Genomic DNA, 16646 nt, shown 5'->3' with positions numbered 1-16646 from the left:
CGGGCGCCGCCGTCACGACCTCCTTCCCGTGACCAGCCACGCGGTGCCGCGCAGGCGGACCGCGTCCGGTTCCGCGAACGGCTCGAGCGCCGCCGTCAACGCTTCGGTCGCCTTGGTCGCCGTCGCGTCGTCGACCAGGCCGAGGTGGTGGCGGACCGGACCCCAGCCGGCGATGAACCGCGCCGCGTCGGGGACGTCGCGGCCCCAGACCTGGCCGGCCTCGACCCGGGCGCACGCCACGTCTTCGAAGCCGGCTCCGGTCAGCACCGCCCTCGTCCGGTCCGGGTCCGCGAACGACGTCGGGCCGCTGCCGTCCGGCCCGGTCGGCTGGGGCAGGTACGCCGCCAGCGCGCCGAACACCCGGCCGAGGTCGGTGCCGGACAACGCGGTCATGCAGAGGAACGCCAGCCGCCCGCCGGGGCTCAGGGCCCGCCGGACGTTGGCGAACGCGGCCACCGGATCGGCGAAGAACATCACCCCGAACCGGCTGATCGCCAGGTCGAACTGTCCTGCGGCGAAGGGGTGGACCTGGACGTCACCCTGCTCGAACGTCACGTTCGGCACCTCGGCCGCCCGGGCCCGCGCGGTCGCGAGCATCGGCCCGGAAAGGTCGACCCCGGTGGCGGACCGGGCCCGCGCCGCGGCGAGCCGGGTCAGCTGGCCGTTGCCGCAGCCGATGTCGAGCACCCGGTCGGCCGCCCGGACGTGGTCGAGCAGGTAGCCGTTGAAGCCGCTGTTCACCGCGTCGTAGCGGTCGGCGTGCGTTGCCCAATGTTCCCCCTCGTAGCCGTTCCATGCCTCCGCCTGTCCTGTGTTGACGATCGTGGTCATGTCGTCCCCTCCGTTATGAACACACGTTCATGAACATGCGTTCATGGTGACCTCGGCCCGTCCGGCTGTCAAGGGATCGGCCACCCGCGGGCGGATGTCGGCCAGGTGGCAGATCTTCCGGCCGGGCCGACGCGGAAGACTTCTCATCAGCGAGGCAAACCGCCTCCGACCAGCGAAAAGGAGTCATCATGGCCGACGTCATCGCCAACATGTCCATGTCCCTCGACGGCTTCGTCGCCGACCCGGAGGACCGCATCGATCACTTGTTCGAGTGGTTCGGCAACGGTGACGTCGAGGTCCCCACCGCGGTCGACTGGGCCACCTTCAAGACCTCCGAGGCCAGCGCGAAGATGCTGCGGCACGCGATGGAGAACGTCGGCGCGCTGATCACCGGCCGCCGGCTGTTCAACCTCACCCAGGGCTGGGGCGGCAAGCACCCGATGGGCGTGCCGGTCTTCGTCGTCACCCACGAAGAGCCCGCGGACTGGCCGCACCCGGACGCGCCGTTCACCTTCGTCACCGACGGCCTCGAAAGCGCCGTCGAGCAGGCCAAGAAGACCGCAGGCGACAAGAACGTGGCGGTCGCCAGCACCACGATCGCCCAGCAGTGCCTGAACCTCGGCCTGCTCGACGGCATCCAGGTCGACCTCATCCCGGTGCTGCTGGGTTCCGGCGTCCGCTTCTTCGACCACCTCGACGCCACCACCAAGCTGACCGGCCCCGAGGTCATCGAGGGCACCGGCGTGACGCACCTGTCGTACCGGATCAAGCGCTGAGGAGCGTGACGTGCAGCGCGGCGAGGCGGGCGGGGTCGGCGATCACCTCATACGCCGCCACCCGCTCGCCTTCGACCACCACGGCGAGGGCGAGCACCAGCCGTCCGCGCGGCGCCACGACGACCCCGACCGCGCCGTCGACCAGGGCGGCTTCGGCGAAGCGAGCCCGTTTGCCGAACACCTGCGTTTCCTCGGCCACCGCGCGGGCTCCCCGCGTTTCCAGTGCCGCTCCCGCCGGCAGCGCGGCCGCGTCGGCACGGCGGACGACGTCCGGGGCCAGCACGTCGAGCAGCGAGGCCAAGTCGCCGCCGCGGGCCGCGGCCAGGAACGCGTCGACGACCCGGCGGTGCCGGGCCAGGTCGGCCGGGGGCAGCGGGGACGTGCCCCGCACCCGCTGCCGCGCACGGCTCGCCAGCTTCTTCGCCGCCACCGGCGTCCGGTCCAGCACCGGGGCGATCCGGTCGAACGGCACCGCGAACAGGTCGTGCAGGACGAACGCGATCCGTTCGGCCGGGCCGAGCGCGTCGAGCACGACGAGCAGCGCGCGGCCCACCGAGTCGGCGAGCTCGGCTTCGCCCGCCGGGTCGGCGTCGCCCGCCGGCTCCGGGAACACCTCGAAAGCCTCCTCGCGGCGCGCCTTCCGCGAGCGCAGGACGTCGAGGCAGACGCGGGAGACGACCGTGGTCAGCCAGGCCGCCAGGTTGTCGACGGAGTCCACGCGGTTCAGCCGCAGCCAGGCCTCCTGGACGGCGTCGTCCGCTTCGGCCGCCGAGCCGAGCATCCGGTAGGCCAGCCCGCGCAGCCTGCCGCGTTCGGCCTCGAACTTCGCCACCAGCTCGTCCATCGGTCACCTTTCGCCCGCGTCCACCGTCGCTTCCCCGACGTGTTCCGACGACCAGAGGTGACCATGAACCTGCTGACCCCCGCCGACCTGGGCGGATGGCGCCTGCCGAACCGCGTCGTCGTGGCGCCGACGACCCGGGCGCGTGTCCCGGGCGGCGTGCCCGGCGACCGCCAAGCCGCCTACTACGCCCAGCGCGCCGGCGCCGGGCTCATCGTCGCCGAAGGCACCTGGGTGAGCGACCGGGCCGTCGGGTTCCGGGACGTCCCCGGGGTGTACACCGAGGCCCAGGTCGCCGGGTGGCGGCGGGTCACGGACGTCGTGCACGGGCTCGGCGGGCGGATCGTGCTGCAGCTGTGGCACACCGGCGCGGTTTCGCACCCGGACTTCCTCGGCGGTGCCCGGCCGGCCGGGCCGTCGGCGGTGAACCCCGAAGAGGAGGTGCACACCGCCGCCGGACGCCGCCCGACGGTCACTCCGCGCGCGATGAGCGTGGCCGAGATCCGCTCGGTCGTCGCGGACTACGGCGCGGCGGCGGAGAACGCCCGCCGCGCCGGGTTCGACGGCGTCGAGGTCGCGGCCAACGGCGTGTACCTGCTCGCGCAGTTCCTGCACCCGCGGCTGAACCGGCGCACCGACGCCTACGGCGGTTCTCCGGACGGCCGCCGCAGGCTGCTGCTGGAGGTCGTCGAGGCCGTCGCCGCCCACGGGCGCGCCGGCGTCCGGCTCTCGCCGTGGTGGACCGGCGGGCTGTTCACTGTGGACGGACAGCTGCGCGCCGAGTACGACGACCTCGTCGCCGGGCTCGACGTCGACTACCTGCACCTCCGCGGACCCGACACCGGACCGGACTTCGCCGCCTTCGAGCACTACCGGGGCCTGTTCGGCGGGCCGCTGATCGTCAACAACGGCTTCGACCGCGAGACGGGCGACGCGGTGGTCGAAGCCGGGATCGCCGACGCGGTGTCGTACGCCCGGCACTTCGTCGCGAACCCGGACCTGGTGACGCGGTTCGCGCTCGGCCGGCCGCTCGCGGCAGGCGATCCGTCGACCTACTACGGCGGTGGGGAAGCCGGTTACGTCGAGCTGGCGATGGCGCGCTAATCCCGGGACCACACGGCCAGCTCGCTCCCGCCGGGCTCGCGGAAGTGGAAGCGGCGCCCGCCGGGGAAGGCGAACGGCTCTTTCGTGACCACGCCACCCGCCGCTTCCACCGCCTCGCGGGCCGCTGCCAGGTCGTCGGTGCGGATCGTGACCAGCGGCGCGCGCGGTTGTTCGGCCGCGTCCGCCTGGAAGCCCAGGGTGACGCCGGTGGCGCCGACGTCGGTGTAGTCCGGGCCGTACGGCGTCACCGCCCAGCCGAACGCGCGCTCGAAGAACTGCCCGGACGCCGTGGCCGACGCGGACGGGAACTCGACGAAATCGACTTCGTACATGTCCGGAGACGCTAGCGGCGACCACCGACAAAACCGCGCGAGCGAGCCATGGCCAGCCCGCCGAGGACGAGCGCGGCCAGCCCGACCGCCAGGGCGAGGAACCCGCCGACGATCCCGTACCCGGTGCCGGGACCCCCCTTGGCGGCGGCCACCACCCATCCGCCGATGACCACGCCAGCCGCGCCGCCGCCCAGTGCGGCAACGGCGCCGCGGCCGCGGCGCAGGGCCAGCACGCCCGCGACCACCCCGGCCACTCCCAGCAGCGCGGCGATCAGGGACCAGAGCCGCCCGGGCGTCAGGTCGTAGGCGCTGACCGCGGCGAGGTGGACGTTCATGAGGACTCCTTCTCTCGTGTCGGATGCTGCCGGGAGCATGGCCGCCGCAACCCGCCGTCGTCGTCGCGCGGGAGCAGACACTTCGCGCTGCCACCGGCGCGGCAGGAGCCGGGGGACTACCGCGCTCGCGGTAGTCCGGAAATGCTCTGCGTGCGGGAGTTCTCCGCGCGCATGTCCGGTTAGGGTGCGTGGGTGAGCCGGGCGTGGATCGTGGACGGGGTGATCGCCGCCGGGGTGGCGGCGGCCCTGCTGATCGCCGGGCTGTCCGGGCCGCGGCCCGCGGAGTTCGCCGTACTGGGTTACGTCTTCCTGGTGGCCGGCGGGCTGGCGCTGGCCGCGCGTCGCCGGGCGCCGATCGCGGTGCTGGCGGCGACCGCTGTGTGCGCGTTGGGCTACCAGGCCGCCGGTTTCGAAGTTCCCGTCGTCGCCTACCTGTTCGCGGTGTACGCGGCGGTCCGGACGGGACACCGCGTCGCCGCCGTGGTCGCTTCGGTGCTCATGCTGGCCGGGGTTCCGCTCACGCTCCTGGCTTCGGGCCTGCACGACGCCGGCGAGGCGTTCACGCAGTCGCGGGACGTCCTTCAGCTGGCCTGGCTGATCGCCGCGGGCGCGGCGGGGGAGGCGTTGCGGCAGGCCGAGCGCCGGGCCGACGAGGCCGAGCGCACCCGCGAGGAGACCGCGCGGCGGCGCGCCGACGAGGAACGGCTGCACATCGCGCGGGAACTGCACGACTCGCTCACCCACCAGATCTCCGTCATCAAGGTGCAGGCCGAAGTCGCCGTCCACCTGGCCCGCAAGCGGGGCGAGGACGTGCCCGAGGCGTTGCTGGCGATCCGGGACGCCGGCCGCGAGGCGGCCCGGGAACTGCGCGCGACCCTGGAGGCACTGCGCGAGGACGACCGGGACCCGCCGCGCGGGCTCGGCGACGTCCCCGAACTCGTGCGCCGGGCGCGCAGCGCGGGTCTGGACGCGCGGCTGACGATCGAAGGACGGCGCGACGACGTGCCCGCCGCGGTGGGCCGGACCGCCTACCGGATCGTCCAGGAGTCACTGACGAACATCGCGCGGCACGCCGCCGCGGCCACCGCGTCGGTCCGGATCGACCACCGGCCCGGCGCGCTGGTCATCCGGGTCGACGACGACGGCCGGGCCACCGTGGACACCGCGCCGGGCGTCGGCCTGACCGGGATGCGCGAGCGCGTCACGGCTTTGGGCGGCCGGCTCCACACCGGGCCTCGTCGTGAAGGCGGCTTCAGCGTCCAAGCCGAGCTTCCGGTGGACCCGGCGTGATCCGCGTCCTGCTGGCCGACGACCAGCCGCTCATCCGCAGCGGGTTCCGCGCGCTGCTCGACGCCGAGGACGGCATCGAGGTGGTGGCCGAGGCCGCAGACGGCCACGAAGCCGTTGCGCTGGCGCGGGAACACCTGCCGGACGTCGCGCTCGTCGATGTCCGGATGCCCGGGACCGACGGCATCGAGGCGACCCGGCGCATCGCCGCGGACCCGGTGCTGGCCGGCGTGCACGTGGTCATCCTGACCAACTACGGCCTCGACGAATACGTTTTCGACGCGCTACGGGCCGGCGCGGCGGGGTTCCTCGTCAAGGACATCCGGCCGGAGGACTTCCTGCACGCCGTCCGTGTCGCGGCCCGCGGGGACGCCCTGCTCGCGCCGTCGATCACCCGCAAGCTGATCGACCGGTATGTCACGCGGCCCCCGGCGCCCGGCGTCGGGCTCGCGGAGCTGACCAACCGCGAGCGTGAGGCCGTCGGCCTGGTCGCGCAGGGGCTGTCCAACGACGAGGTCGCGGCGCGGATGGTGATCAGCCCGCTGACCGCGAAGACGCACGTCAACCGGGCCATGGTGAAGCTGCGGGCCCGCGATCGCGCCCAGCTCGTGGTGTTCGCCTACGAGTCCGGGCTCGGTTCGCGTGGTTGACTGCGCAGCATGCTGGTGGGCGCGCACGAGGTCGAGGTGTTCGAGGGGGCCCGGGCCCGGTTGGAGGCGATCGCGTACCGCCTGCTGGGGTCGGCGGCCGACGCCGAGGACGCGGTGCAGGACACGTTCCTGCGCTGGCAGTCCGCCGACCGGGAGCTCGTCGAGACGCCCGAGGCGTGGCTGACGAAGGTGCTCACCAACATCTGCCTCAACCGGCTCACCTCGGCGCGGGCCCGGCGGGAGACCTACGTGGGCCAGTGGCTCCCCGAGCCGGTCTTCGCCGGCGACCGGATGCTCGGCCCGTCCGACACGGTCGAGCAGCGCGAGTCGGTCTCGATCGCGATGCTCACCCTGATGGAACGGCTTTCCGCCAAGGAACGCGCCGTCTACGTGCTGCGTGAGGCGTTCGGGTACGCGCACGCCGAGATCGCCGGGATGCTCGACCTCACCGAGGCGAACTGCCAGCAGATCCACCGCCGCGCCAAGCAGCACCTGGCGGGCGACCGGCGCCGGGTGGCGGTCGACGCGGCCGCGGCCCGCAAGATCGTCGAGGAGTTCCTCGCCGCGGCGCTCAGCGGCAAGACCGACTCGCTGGTGCGGATGCTGACCGACGACGCGATCAGCATCGGCGACGGCGGCGGCGTGGTCTTCTCGGTGCCGCGGCCGATCACCGGAGCCCTGCGGGTGGCGAGGTTCCTGCGCACGCTGTTCACGCCCAGCGAGGCCAAGTGGGAGATGGTCGGCGGCCGTCCCGAGCTGCTCGCCACGGTCGCCAACGGGGTGCCCGCGCTGGTCATGGTGGTCGGCGAGCGGGTCGTGGGCGTCTTCGCGCTGGACGTGACCACGGACGGTATCGCGGCCGTCCACGCCCAGGCGAACCCCGCGAAGCTCGAGCGCGCGACGCGCCAGTGGGCCGTCTCCGGACAGGGGGAGCCGCTCACCGGCGACTGGTGAGCCAGGTCACAACCGACATCTGTCAGGTTTCGCGCCGCTGCCCGGTTCAGGAAGCACCCACCGACCGGACAGGAGCGAAACCATGAAGCACCGCATCGTCGTCCTCGGGGCCGGATACGCCGGAGCCAACGCCGCCGGGCGCCTGGCCAAGCGGCTGCACCCGGCCGGCACCGAGATCACCCTCGTCAACGCCGACGCCGAGTTCGTCGAGCGCGTCCGCATGCATCAGCTCGCCACCGGCCAGGACCTCGAGCTCCGCGCCCTCGCCGACGTCTTCGCGGGCACCGGCGTGCGGGTGCGGATCGCGCGGGTCGAGGCCGTCGACGTCGAACGCAAGACCGTCACCGACGACCTCGGCGAGATCGGCTACGACACGCTCGTCTACGCCTTGGGCAGCACGGCCGCCGACGGTGGGGTTCCCGGCGTTGCCGAGCACGCCCACTTCCTCGCCGGCAAGCAGTCCGCGCTGCGGCTGCGCACGCGGCTGGCCGACCTCGCCGCCGGCGGGACCGTGCTCGTCGTCGGCGGCGGCCTCACCGGCATCGAAGCCGTCACCGAGATCGCCGAAGCCCGTCCGGACCTCGACGTTTCGCTCGCCGCTCGTGGCGGCCTCGGTGACTGGCTGAGCGAGAAGGCCCAGGACCACCTGCGCAGGTCGTTCGACCGGCTCGGCATCACGCTGCACGAGCACACTTCTGTCGACAGCGTCGAGCAGGCCGCCGCGGTCACCGCCGACGGTCGCGCGATCCCGGCTCAGGTCACCGTCTGGACGGCCGGCTTCGCCGTCCACCCCATCGCCGCGGCCACGACGCTGGAGGTCTCCGAGACGGGCCGGATCGTCGTCGACGACACCATGCGATCGGTTTCGCACGCGGACGTCTACGCCGTCGGTGACGCCGCGTTCGCCCCGGGCGCGAGCGGCACGCCGCTGCGGATGTCGTGTGCTTCGGGAGTGCCCTCGGCCTACCTGGCGGCCGACGCCATCGCCGCCCGCCTGACCGGGCGCGAGGTCCCCGGGAACAAGATCGGCTACACCGCCCAGTGCGTCAGCCTCGGCCGCCGGGACGCCGTCGTGCAGTGGGTGACGCCGGACGACCGGCCCAAGCCGGCCGCGGTCACCGGCAGGACGGCCGCCCGTATCAAGGAGCTGATCTGCAGGTCCGCGGCCTGGAGCGTCGCGCACCCGACGGCGATGGCGCCCGTCCGGCGCCGTCACGTCCTCCCCGCCGGCGAAAGCCGTCAGGCCGGCCGGCCCGCGCCCGCGTAGTCGTCGCCCGGCGAGTGGTACGTGTGGATCTGGATCGCCTGGCCCTCGGTCGGCGCGTTGATCATCAGGCCGTTGCCGAGGTACAGGCCGACGTGGTGGATGCGCGTCGCCGGGCTGCCGTAGAACACCAGGTCGCCCAGGCGGGGTTCCTGCGAAGCCGGGACCGGCGGAAGTGCGCGGAACTGGCTGTCCGCCGTCCTCGGCAGGGCGACGCCCGCGCTGTCGTACGACGCCTTCGTCAGGCCCGAGCAGTCGAAGCCCGCCGCGCCCGCGTCGGGACCGTTGCCGCCCCAGACGTACGGGAGGCCGAGCTGGCCCAGGGCGAACCGGGTGGCGCGGACCCTGGCCGAGCCGGCCGACGCCGGGTCCAGGGAGAGCGTCGCGTAGAGCTGGGCCATGCCGAGGACCCGCTGGCGGAACAGCTCGGTCTCGCTGCCCGGGTGGTAGGCCGCGATCGCCTTCCACCAGCCGGGCCCGGCGCCGAGGTCTGCGCCGCTCGCGCAGAGCGCCCGGCCGGCCGCGACCGACGCGTCGCCGCCGTACTTCTTGGCCTGCGCCGCTGTCAGCCCCAGGAGGTTCTCGCCGGCACGACCGTGGTCCGACGCTGCCGAGCCGACCCCCGCCAGCGTGACCCACGACAGGTGGCACGACGGCCGTTCGCTCCGCAGCGCCAGCTCGCCGTTCGCGTAGCCGACCAGCGCGTCCGCCGGGATGTCGAGGGGACCGGCCAGCTGGTCGGCCCACTGCCGCAGCGGGCTCTTGCCGCCCTGGCCGGACGCGCCCTGGCCCGGCTCCTGCGCCTTCACGGGGGCGCTGACTTCCAGGACCGACGGCCCGGCCTGGGCCACCGGGACCGGCGCGGGGGCGGGCGCGGGCTCCGGTGCGCGGTCGGCCAGCAGCCAGCCCGCGGTGACGAGACCCGCGACGAGCGGCAGCGCGACCAGGCCGCGCAGCGCGGCGCCGCGGGCCCAGGAGGTCGGCTTGGACGTCACGGTGTCCAACTTAGAAGAGCGCACCTCTTAGTGAACGACTGAGTAGCTTGCACGTTAGGGGGACTCCCATATGGTGGGCACATGCCTGAGATCGACGGTGCGCGGCTGACGTCGGCGCTCGAGGACCGGTACGCGAAGATCGACGTCGTCGAGCGCACCGGCTCCACCAACGCCGACCTGCGGAAAGCCCTCGAGGAGGGGGCTGCGGACCGGACCGTTCTGCTCGCCGAGGAGCAGACGGCGGGAGTCGGCAGGCGGGCCCGGTCGTGGAGTTCACCCAAGGGTGGCCTTTACCTCAGCGTCGCGCTCCGGCCGGGCGTCCCGTTCGCCGCGCTCGGCTCGCTGTCCCTCGTCGCCGGGCTGGCCGTCCGGGCCGCCGCCGCGTCCGTCGGGGTCGACGCCGTGCTCAAGTGGCCCAACGACGTCCTCGCCGGCGGCGCCAAGTGCGCGGGGATCCTCGCCGAGGCGGTCGCCGGGACCGAGCCGTCGATCGTGCTCGGCATCGGCCTCAACGTCCTGCCGCTGGGTGACGTCCAGCCGGGCCCGGGCGGGCTGCCCGCGACGTCGCTGGCCGAACGGGGTGCCACGAACACCGACCGCACCGACGTCGCCATCGCGCTGCTCGGCGGGCTCGACGAGCTGGAGCGGCGCTGGCGCCTGGCCGGCGGCGACCTCACCGAGGCCGGGCTGCTCGGCGACTACCGCACCCACTGCGCGACCCTCGGCCAGGACGTCGAGGTCCAGCTGCCGGACGGCACCGCGCTGACCGGCCGCGCCGCCGACATCGACGCCGCCGGCCAGCTGCAGGTCGACATGGCGGGCGGGCAGCGGCACACTGTGTTCGCCGGTGACGTGGTGCACGTCCGTCCCGCCTGATTCTTCGGGGCGTTGCGCTCACCGGCCGGGTGTCGCGCCGGTACGGTGAAGCGACACCGCCGCACCGACCTTGGGAGCGTCCGCCGTGGCCTATCCGGACGATTTGCTCAGCGAGCAAGAGCACGTCGTGGTGCACAGTCACCCGCACTTCAAGATGCTGATCTTCCCGACGCTCGCGCTGCTGGTCACCGTGGGCGCGGGCACCTGGCTGGCGATCCTGGCGAAGGACGCGTCCGCGCCGTGGAACTCGGTCGGGCTGATCGCCATCGGGGTGGTCGCGCTCGTGCTCGTCGTGTGGCTGTTCCTGGCCCCGCTCGTGCGCTGGCGGACTACCCACTTCATCGTGACGACCGACCGGCTCATCGCCCGCGAGGGCGTGCTCAAGCGCACCGGCATCGACATCCCGATGGGCCGCATCAACAGCGTCCAGTTCGAGCACGGCCTGCTGGACCGGGTCTTCGGCTGCGGCACGCTGATCATCGAGTCGGCCTCCGACGAGCCGCTGCGGTTCGAGGACATCCCGCACGTGGAGAAGGTGCACACGGTGATCTACCGCGAGGTCAACGACAACCCGTACGACGACTACCGGCCGCGGGCGCAGCAGACGGAACCGTTGCCGCCCCAGCACCCGCCGCGCGGGGAACGCAGACGCTGATGGGTACGCGAGAACTGGGCCTTCCGGAGCGGGTTCCCTCGACGGGCGAGCTGCCCGAACGGGTCACGATCTGGGAGGTCGGCCCGCGTGACGGGCTGCAGAACGAGAAGACGATCGTGCCCGTCGAGGTCAAGCTGGAGTTCCTCGACCGGCTCGCCGGTGCCGGGCTGACCACGCTGGAGGCGACCAGCTTCGTGCACCCGAAGTGGGTGCCGCAGCTGGCCGACGCCGAGCAGCTGCTGGCCCGGCTCGACCGCCGCGAAGGCGTCCGGTACCCGGTCCTGGTGCCGAACGAGAAGGGCCTGGACCGCGCGCTCGACGCCGGCGTCGAGCACATCGCGATCTTCGCCAGCGCCACCGAGACGTTCGCGCGCAAGAACCTCAACTCGTCGCTGGACGAGCAGTTCGCGATGTTCGAGCCGGTGGTCACCCGGGCCCGGGAGGCGGGCCTGGACGTGCGCGGCTACCTCTCGATGTGCTTCGGCGACCCTTGGGAAGGCGTCGTCCCGGCGAAGCAGGTCGCCGACGCCGGCCGCCGCCTGCTGGACATGGGGTGCTCGCAGCTGTCGCTGGGCGACACCATCGGCGTCGCGACCGCGGGCCAGGTGGAAAACCTGATCGGGCTGTTCGGCGATGTCGGTACTTTGGCCGTGCACTTCCACGACACCTACGGTCAGGCTCTGGCCAACACGCTCGCGGCGCTCCGATGTGGAGTGTCGACTGTGGACTCGTCGGCGGGCGGGCTCGGGGGCTGCCCGTACGCGGAATCGGCCACGGGGAACCTGGCCACCGAGGACCTGGTGTGGATGCTGGACGGCCTCGGGGTGGCCACCGGCGTCGACCTGGACGCGCTGGTCGGGGCCAGCGCCTGGATGGCGGGACAGCTCGGCCGCCCGAGCCCGTCCCGCGTGGTCGCCGCACTGGGCTGACCTCGTCGCGCCCCGAAGGAAGGGGTGCGGTATCAAGGGGGACCGGCAGCGCTGCGGCCGCGTCGAACAGCGTGTGCCCCCGGGGCACCGACCGAGCCGGAGGATGGGTGTGACCGAGCCTTCCGAGGCAGGCTCCGAACCGGTCGAGGCCGACCTCGACACCGGACCGGTGCAGCTGCCCGGGTACGGCCTGGATTCGGGTGCCTTCGAAGAAGCACCGACTCCGCCCTCGGGCAGCGCCGCGGCGTGGCCACACGCGGTGTCACCGCTGCTGCCGCCGTTCCCGCTGCCCCCGGCACCACCGGCACCGCCCACGCCGCCCCCGGCCCCGCTGCCGCCGCCGGTGGCCGGGCCGCCGCCGGTGGCGGGCCCACCGCCGAACCCGGGTTCGCCCGCGCCGCTGCCGCCGCTCGGCTCGCCGCGTACCGAGCGGGAGAGCATCGTCGCGCTGTTCCTGGTGCACATGTTCCCCATCGGGCACCTGCCGGTGGCCATGGACCGGCCCGCGCTTCAGCTGCCGCTGCCCGAAGACCCGGAGGGCTTCCCGCCGAACGACCACCCGGACGCCCGGCTGATCTTCGACGACCAGGCTCTGACCAACGTCACCGCGGGCTTCCGCCGGTCGCCGACCGCGCCGCCGCGGCCGGTGCCGCGGCACCTGACCGAGGGGTACGTCCCGTACGCGCGGGCGACGCAGGCCGTGTGGATCCGCCGGTTCGTCGTCGGGCACAGCGAACTCGGGCCCGAGTACGCGTGGCCGCCGGGTGACATCTACCCCGAAGGCAGCGTGGACCGGCCCGAGCCGGTGATGGTCCCGGCCGACACGGTCCTCGACCGCTTCGGCCCGGCGTACGGGCGCGTGTTCTTCGAAGACGGCACGCCCTTCGCGGGACGCTCGCTGCCGCCGGGGATGCTGGACGCCGAGTACCGCCGGTACGTCGTGGTGCGCGCGGTGCCGATGTGGCGGTCGGAGACGGCGAACTGGTTCGGCCAGGTCGGTGGTGGCACCCGGTACCGTGCCCTTCTCGCGGCCGACGAACTCGTGACCCTCGGCTACATAGCCGAGGCCAAGGGGGATGACGATTGATGAACACCCAGTCGATCCAGCGCTGGCTCGGCGTGCTGGGCGTGCCGCCCGAGGTCGTCTCGCTCGGCGCCGAGGTCGACAACGCCTGGTGCCTCATGCAGGGCGAGGACGAGGCGTGGGAGGTGTTCTGGCGGGAGCAGGGCAACCGCTACGACTGGGCGCGGTTCACCAGCGAACAGGTGGCGTGCCACTACCTCTTCGGCCGGCTGGCCTGGGCCCAGGTCGCCCGCGGCGCCGTCGGCCTGCTCCCCGGCTCCTGAAAAGCCGTGAAGGCCCCCTTCCCGGCTCTTAAGGCCGGGAAGGAGGCCTTGACGGACTTCGGCGGTCAGGACACCGCGTAGGTGAAGATGTGCGCCTGGCCCGCGCCCGTGGTGGTGGGCAGGGTGATCGACCGGACCTGCTTGGCCGGGTCGAGGGCGATCGGGGCGGTCGCGAACAGGTACGACGTGTACGGCCGCTGGAGCCGGAACATGTACCGCGGGAACGCCGAGTTCACGTACGGGACCGACGCCACGACCGTGTTCCCGAACTGCGGCGTCTCCGCGCCGCCCTTGAGCAGCCACTCCGACAGGCCAAGGGACGCCTGCTGCGTGGAGCCGTCGGTGTAGGTGATGGTCACCGTGCCCTGCGCGTCGGAGCCGGTCGCCGCGCCGAGGAACGACAGCTTCGTCGCACCCGGCGGTGGGGCGAGCACCGCAAGCGTTTGCCCCGCCGCGACCACGTTGTCCGGCGACCCCGTCGGGCTCGACGGCCAGCGGAACTGCTGCCCGTTCACCGTCACTGTGGCCCCCGGTGTGATGCCGTGCGACGCGAACCCCTGCGCGGAGTACGAGAACACGAACCCGCCGGGGTAGAGGTCGGTCTCGCCGAAGTCGCCGTACTGGACGAGCTTGTCGTCCGTGACGCCGACGTTCGTGTTCGCCGCGTGCAGCGTCCCCGGCCTCCCGACCGTCACCGGCAGGTACGCGGGCACCTGCTGCCCGCTGAACTCCACCGGCACGCTGGTGTACGCGTCCGCCGACCCGCCCGCGACCACCGTCACCTGCTGCGTAGCGGTCTCGTGCGCGCCAACGGTGAGCGTGCCGCTCGACGGCGTCACGGTGATCCCGACCGGCGGCTTCGCCTGCCACGACACGGTGCCGGCACCGGTGATGCCCTCGGCGGTCACCGTGGCGCTCGTGCTTCCGCCCGGGGTGACCACGATCCGGCCCGGACCGACGCGGCCGCGCACCGCGACCTCGCCGTCGCGGAACGACGGCGGGACGTCGGAAGCGCCCGAGCCCCACGACGTCGGTGACGTGCCGAGCGTGAAGTCGAGCCGGCCGCCGTTCACCGCGAAGGACTCCGGCAGCCACGGCCTGGTGCTCGGCTGACCGTTCACCTTCAGGCTCTTCACGTATTTCACCGAGCTGGACGCGCCGGGCGCGGTGATCGTGATCCGCTGCCCGCTCGCCCGCGTCAGCGTGATCCTCGGAAACATCGGGCTGGCCAGCACCATCTCGGCGCGGCCGGGCGCCTCCGGGTACATGCCGAGCGCGGCGAAGACGTACCACGCCGACGTCGCGCCGAGGTCGTCGTTGCCGGGCAGGCCGTCCTCGGTCGGTTTGAACAGCAGCTCCGCCGAGCGACGCACGATGTCCTGCGTCTTCGACGGTGCGCCCGCGTAGGCGTACTCCCACGGCACCTCGAACGACGGTTCGTTCGACATGAACGCGTATGGCGAGCTGGCGTCGCTGTTGAGCTTCGTGAAGAAGAAGTCGAGACGCTTCTTCACGGCGTCGTCGCCGCCCATCGCGTCGAAGAGCCCGCGGACGTTGTACGGCACCATCCACGTGTACTGAGCCGCGTTCCCTTCCTGGTAACGCATTTCCTGGTACTGCGCGGGGTCGAACGGCGAGAGGAACTGGCCGTCGCGCATCCGCGTCTGCAGGTAGCCGGTGGCCGGGTTGTAGACGTTCTCCCAGTACTGCGCGCGGCTCATGAACCGGTGATACGTCTCGCGGTCACCCAGGCGCTGGGCCAGTTGCGCGATGCCGAAGTCCGCGGTCGTCTCCTCGAGCATGTCGGAGACGTTGTTGGGGTGGTAGCCCAGCGTCAGGTAGTCCGACAGACCGGGCCGCTCGAGCGCGCGTTCCCCGGCCTGCTGGACGCGGGTGGCGCCGTTGACCATGGATTTCAACGCGTGTGCGGCGTCGAAGTCCGTGGCGCCGAAGGCGTACGTGCTCGCGATGATCGAGTGGTACGGGTCGCCGCCCATCACGCCCATGAAGTCGTTGTTCTGCGACCAGCGGTCCCAGATCCCGCCCGCCTGGTCGGCCTGGTTGAGCATCGACTGCGCCATGTCGGCGGCCTCGTGCGGGGCGAGCATCGACAGCAGCTGCACCTCGTCGCGGTAGGTGTCCCAGCCGGAGAAGTTCGCGTACTGCGCGTGGCCCGGGTTCGCGCGGTGGATCGCCTTGTCGAAGCCGGGGTAGCGACCGTCCACATCGGAAAAGACGTTCGGCTGCATGAGCGTGTGGTAGAGCGCGGTGTAGAACGTCCTGGTCGCCGCGTCGGTGCCGCCCTCGACGGTGATCTGCCGCAGGCGGTCGTTCCAGGCCTGGCGCGCGTTGTTCCTGATGGTCTGGAAGGAGTCGCCGTGTTGCTCGGCGGCGAGGTTCAGCCGTGCGCCGAATGCGTCCACATAGGACAATCCGACGCGTACCTGGACCGGCTTGGCCGGGTCGAAGGTCAGGTAGGCACCGGAACCGCCGTCGGCCGTGACGACCTGCTTGTCCCAGGTTGTCTTGCTCAGGTCGCCGCCGCGGGCGCTGGTGCCGCCGGGCGTCACGGTGGCGTCCTGCCAGGTCCCGGAGGTCAGGAACGGCTGGTCGAAGGAAGCGGTGAAGTAGACCTTGTAGGTGTTCGGGCCGCGGCAGAAGTGACCGCTGGAGACCCAGCCCTCGACCGTCCGCCGCGCCGGGTCGACGGTGACGGACGCGTCGTCACTGCCCATCGCGGACTGGGCGACGTCGATGAGCAGCGTGGCCGGGGAGTTCTTCGGGAAGGTGAAGCGGCCCATGCCGGAGCGCTGGGTGGTGGTCAGCTCGGTGGTGATGCCGGAGCCGGTGGTCACCTTGTAGTAGCCGGGCGACGCCGATTCGTCGGCGTGGCTGAAGGCGGGGAAGTACTTGGTCGCGTCGACGGCGGGCGACGTGCTCAGGTTTCCGGCGAACGGCAGGAACGGGATGTCGCCGGCCGCGCCGCCGCAGCCGGCGCCGTTGAAGTGGGTGAGGCTGAAGCCGCGGAGCTTGCTCTCCTCCCAGGCGTAGCCGCCGTCGCGGTCGCGCGCGTAGTACCGGCCCTGCCCGGCGGGCGGTTTGGGCTGCAGGGGCGTGTCGGGGCTCCACTGCACCATGCCGAAGGGGACGTCGGCGCCGGGGAACGTGTCGCCGGCGTAGGTGTTGGTCTCGGGGGTGTCGCCGGCCTTCGCGCCGACGAACGGGTTGACGTAGGCGGCGAGATCTCGGTTGTCGGGTCGGGCGTCGGCCGGGGTGGCCACCGCTGTGACGAGGGGGACGATCAAGGCCGCGGTGACGGCTCTGCGCATGCTCTTCCTCCCGGGGTGAGCGGGCGACCCGTGCCGACAAAGCGTGTTGACAACGTTGTCAACGAACCGGGTGACCCGGCGAGCACCGCGAGTGAACCACCGGTGGTTCAGACCGGTCAAGAAGTTCCCGCCGAGCGGCCT

General features: G+C 72.6%; 17 protein-coding genes. 11 read left to right on the top strand and 6 right to left on the bottom strand.

All coding sequences use genetic code 11. The features are described 5' to 3' along the window. Nucleotides 1-12: 12 nt before the first annotated feature. Entirely contained in the window at nucleotides 13-831 is an 819-nt protein-coding gene (locus tag AB0G28_RS31530; protein WP_361097200.1) for a class I SAM-dependent methyltransferase, read from the bottom strand. A gap of 188 nt (nucleotides 832-1019) precedes the next feature. On the opposite strand from AB0G28_RS31530, the gene AB0G28_RS31525 reads away from it, so the two are divergent. Continuing rightward, nucleotides 1020-1607 (top strand): dihydrofolate reductase family protein, encoded by a 588-nt coding sequence (locus tag AB0G28_RS31525; protein ID WP_361097197.1) that lies wholly within the window; start codon nucleotides 1020-1022, stop codon nucleotides 1605-1607. Here the strand turns inward: AB0G28_RS31525 and AB0G28_RS31520 are convergent. After that, nucleotides 1597-2451, bottom strand: coding sequence for a sigma-70 family RNA polymerase sigma factor (locus AB0G28_RS31520; protein WP_361097194.1), 855 nt, complete (start codon nucleotides 2449-2451; stop codon nucleotides 1597-1599). The genes AB0G28_RS31525 and AB0G28_RS31520 overlap by 11 nt on opposite strands. A 63-nt stretch (nucleotides 2452-2514) precedes the next feature. On the opposite strand from AB0G28_RS31520, the gene AB0G28_RS31515 reads away from it, so the two are divergent. Continuing rightward, nucleotides 2515-3552 (top strand): alkene reductase, encoded by a 1038-nt coding sequence (locus AB0G28_RS31515; RefSeq protein WP_361097191.1) that lies wholly within the window; start codon nucleotides 2515-2517, stop codon nucleotides 3550-3552. On the opposite strand, the gene AB0G28_RS31510 is transcribed toward AB0G28_RS31515, so the two are convergent. Beyond that, the gene (locus AB0G28_RS31510) at nucleotides 3549-3884 is read right to left on the bottom strand and encodes a VOC family protein (protein WP_361097188.1); all 336 of its coding nucleotides are present in this window, start codon (nucleotides 3882-3884) and stop codon (nucleotides 3549-3551) included. The two genes, AB0G28_RS31515 and AB0G28_RS31510, sit on opposite strands and share 4 nt — an antisense overlap. Nucleotides 3885-3895: 11 nt before the next feature. After that, nucleotides 3896-4219, bottom strand: a complete 324-nt coding sequence (locus AB0G28_RS31505) for a DUF6223 family protein (RefSeq protein ID WP_361097185.1) — start codon at nucleotides 4217-4219, stop codon at nucleotides 3896-3898. A 192-nt stretch (nucleotides 4220-4411) separates the two neighbouring features. Between AB0G28_RS31505 and AB0G28_RS31500 the strand changes: the two genes are divergently transcribed. The 4 genes from AB0G28_RS31500 to AB0G28_RS31485 all read left to right on the top strand — a co-directional run bounded on the left by AB0G28_RS31500 (nucleotide 4412) and on the right by AB0G28_RS31485 (nucleotide 8377). Continuing rightward, nucleotides 4412-5509, top strand: coding sequence for a histidine kinase (locus AB0G28_RS31500; protein ID WP_361097182.1), 1098 nt, complete (start codon nucleotides 4412-4414; stop codon nucleotides 5507-5509). After that, nucleotides 5506-6156 (top strand): response regulator transcription factor, encoded by a 651-nt coding sequence (locus AB0G28_RS31495; RefSeq protein WP_361097179.1) that lies wholly within the window; start codon nucleotides 5506-5508, stop codon nucleotides 6154-6156. Before AB0G28_RS31500 ends, AB0G28_RS31495 begins: the two co-directional genes overlap by 4 nt. Nucleotides 6157-6165: 9 nt before the next feature. Then, complete coding sequence (gene sigJ, locus AB0G28_RS31490; protein ID WP_361097176.1) at nucleotides 6166-7110, top strand: RNA polymerase sigma factor SigJ; 945 nt, start codon at nucleotides 6166-6168, stop codon at nucleotides 7108-7110. Between the two features lie 82 nt (nucleotides 7111-7192). Beyond that, nucleotides 7193-8377 (top strand): FAD-dependent oxidoreductase, encoded by a 1185-nt coding sequence (locus AB0G28_RS31485; RefSeq protein WP_361097173.1) that lies wholly within the window; start codon nucleotides 7193-7195, stop codon nucleotides 8375-8377. Here AB0G28_RS31485 and AB0G28_RS31480 read toward each other — a convergent pair. Then, entirely contained in the window at nucleotides 8350-9369 is a 1020-nt protein-coding gene (locus AB0G28_RS31480) for a C40 family peptidase (protein ID WP_361097170.1), read from the bottom strand. The two genes, AB0G28_RS31485 and AB0G28_RS31480, sit on opposite strands and share 28 nt — an antisense overlap. Before the next feature lie 81 nt (nucleotides 9370-9450). On the opposite strand from AB0G28_RS31480, the gene AB0G28_RS31475 reads away from it, so the two are divergent. From AB0G28_RS31475 to AB0G28_RS31455, 5 genes are all read left to right on the top strand, one after another. Then, on the top strand, nucleotides 9451-10245 hold the full coding sequence (locus tag AB0G28_RS31475; protein ID WP_361097167.1) for a biotin--[acetyl-CoA-carboxylase] ligase: 795 nt from the start codon (nucleotides 9451-9453) through the stop codon (nucleotides 10243-10245). An 85-nt stretch (nucleotides 10246-10330) separates the two neighbouring features. Next, a complete protein-coding gene (locus tag AB0G28_RS31470; RefSeq protein ID WP_361097164.1) occupies nucleotides 10331-10900 on the top strand; it encodes a PH domain-containing protein in 570 nt (189 codons plus the stop codon). After that, the gene (locus tag AB0G28_RS31465; RefSeq protein ID WP_361097161.1) at nucleotides 10900-11829 is read left to right on the top strand and encodes a hydroxymethylglutaryl-CoA lyase; all 930 of its coding nucleotides are present in this window, start codon (nucleotides 10900-10902) and stop codon (nucleotides 11827-11829) included. Before AB0G28_RS31470 ends, AB0G28_RS31465 begins: the two co-directional genes overlap by 1 nt. A gap of 109 nt (nucleotides 11830-11938) precedes the next feature. Next, nucleotides 11939-12916, top strand: a complete 978-nt coding sequence (locus tag AB0G28_RS31460) for a TNT domain-containing protein (RefSeq protein ID WP_361097158.1) — start codon at nucleotides 11939-11941, stop codon at nucleotides 12914-12916. Next, on the top strand, nucleotides 12916-13176 hold the full coding sequence (locus tag AB0G28_RS31455; RefSeq protein ID WP_003105220.1) for a hypothetical protein: 261 nt from the start codon (nucleotides 12916-12918) through the stop codon (nucleotides 13174-13176). Before AB0G28_RS31460 ends, AB0G28_RS31455 begins: the two co-directional genes overlap by 1 nt. A 65-nt stretch (nucleotides 13177-13241) precedes the next feature. Here the strand turns inward: AB0G28_RS31455 and AB0G28_RS31450 are convergent, their stop codons facing one another. Continuing rightward, entirely contained in the window at nucleotides 13242-16505 is a 3264-nt protein-coding gene (locus AB0G28_RS31450) for a GH92 family glycosyl hydrolase (protein WP_361097155.1), read from the bottom strand. Nucleotides 16506-16646: the final 141 nt, after the last annotated feature.

The organism is Amycolatopsis sp. NPDC021455 (genome assembly GCF_040640995.1).
GTDB lineage: Bacteria > Actinomycetota > Actinomycetes > Mycobacteriales > Pseudonocardiaceae > Amycolatopsis.
The sequence above is the reverse complement of the archived record's forward strand: the minus strand, read 5'-3'. Positions and strand labels throughout refer to the sequence as shown.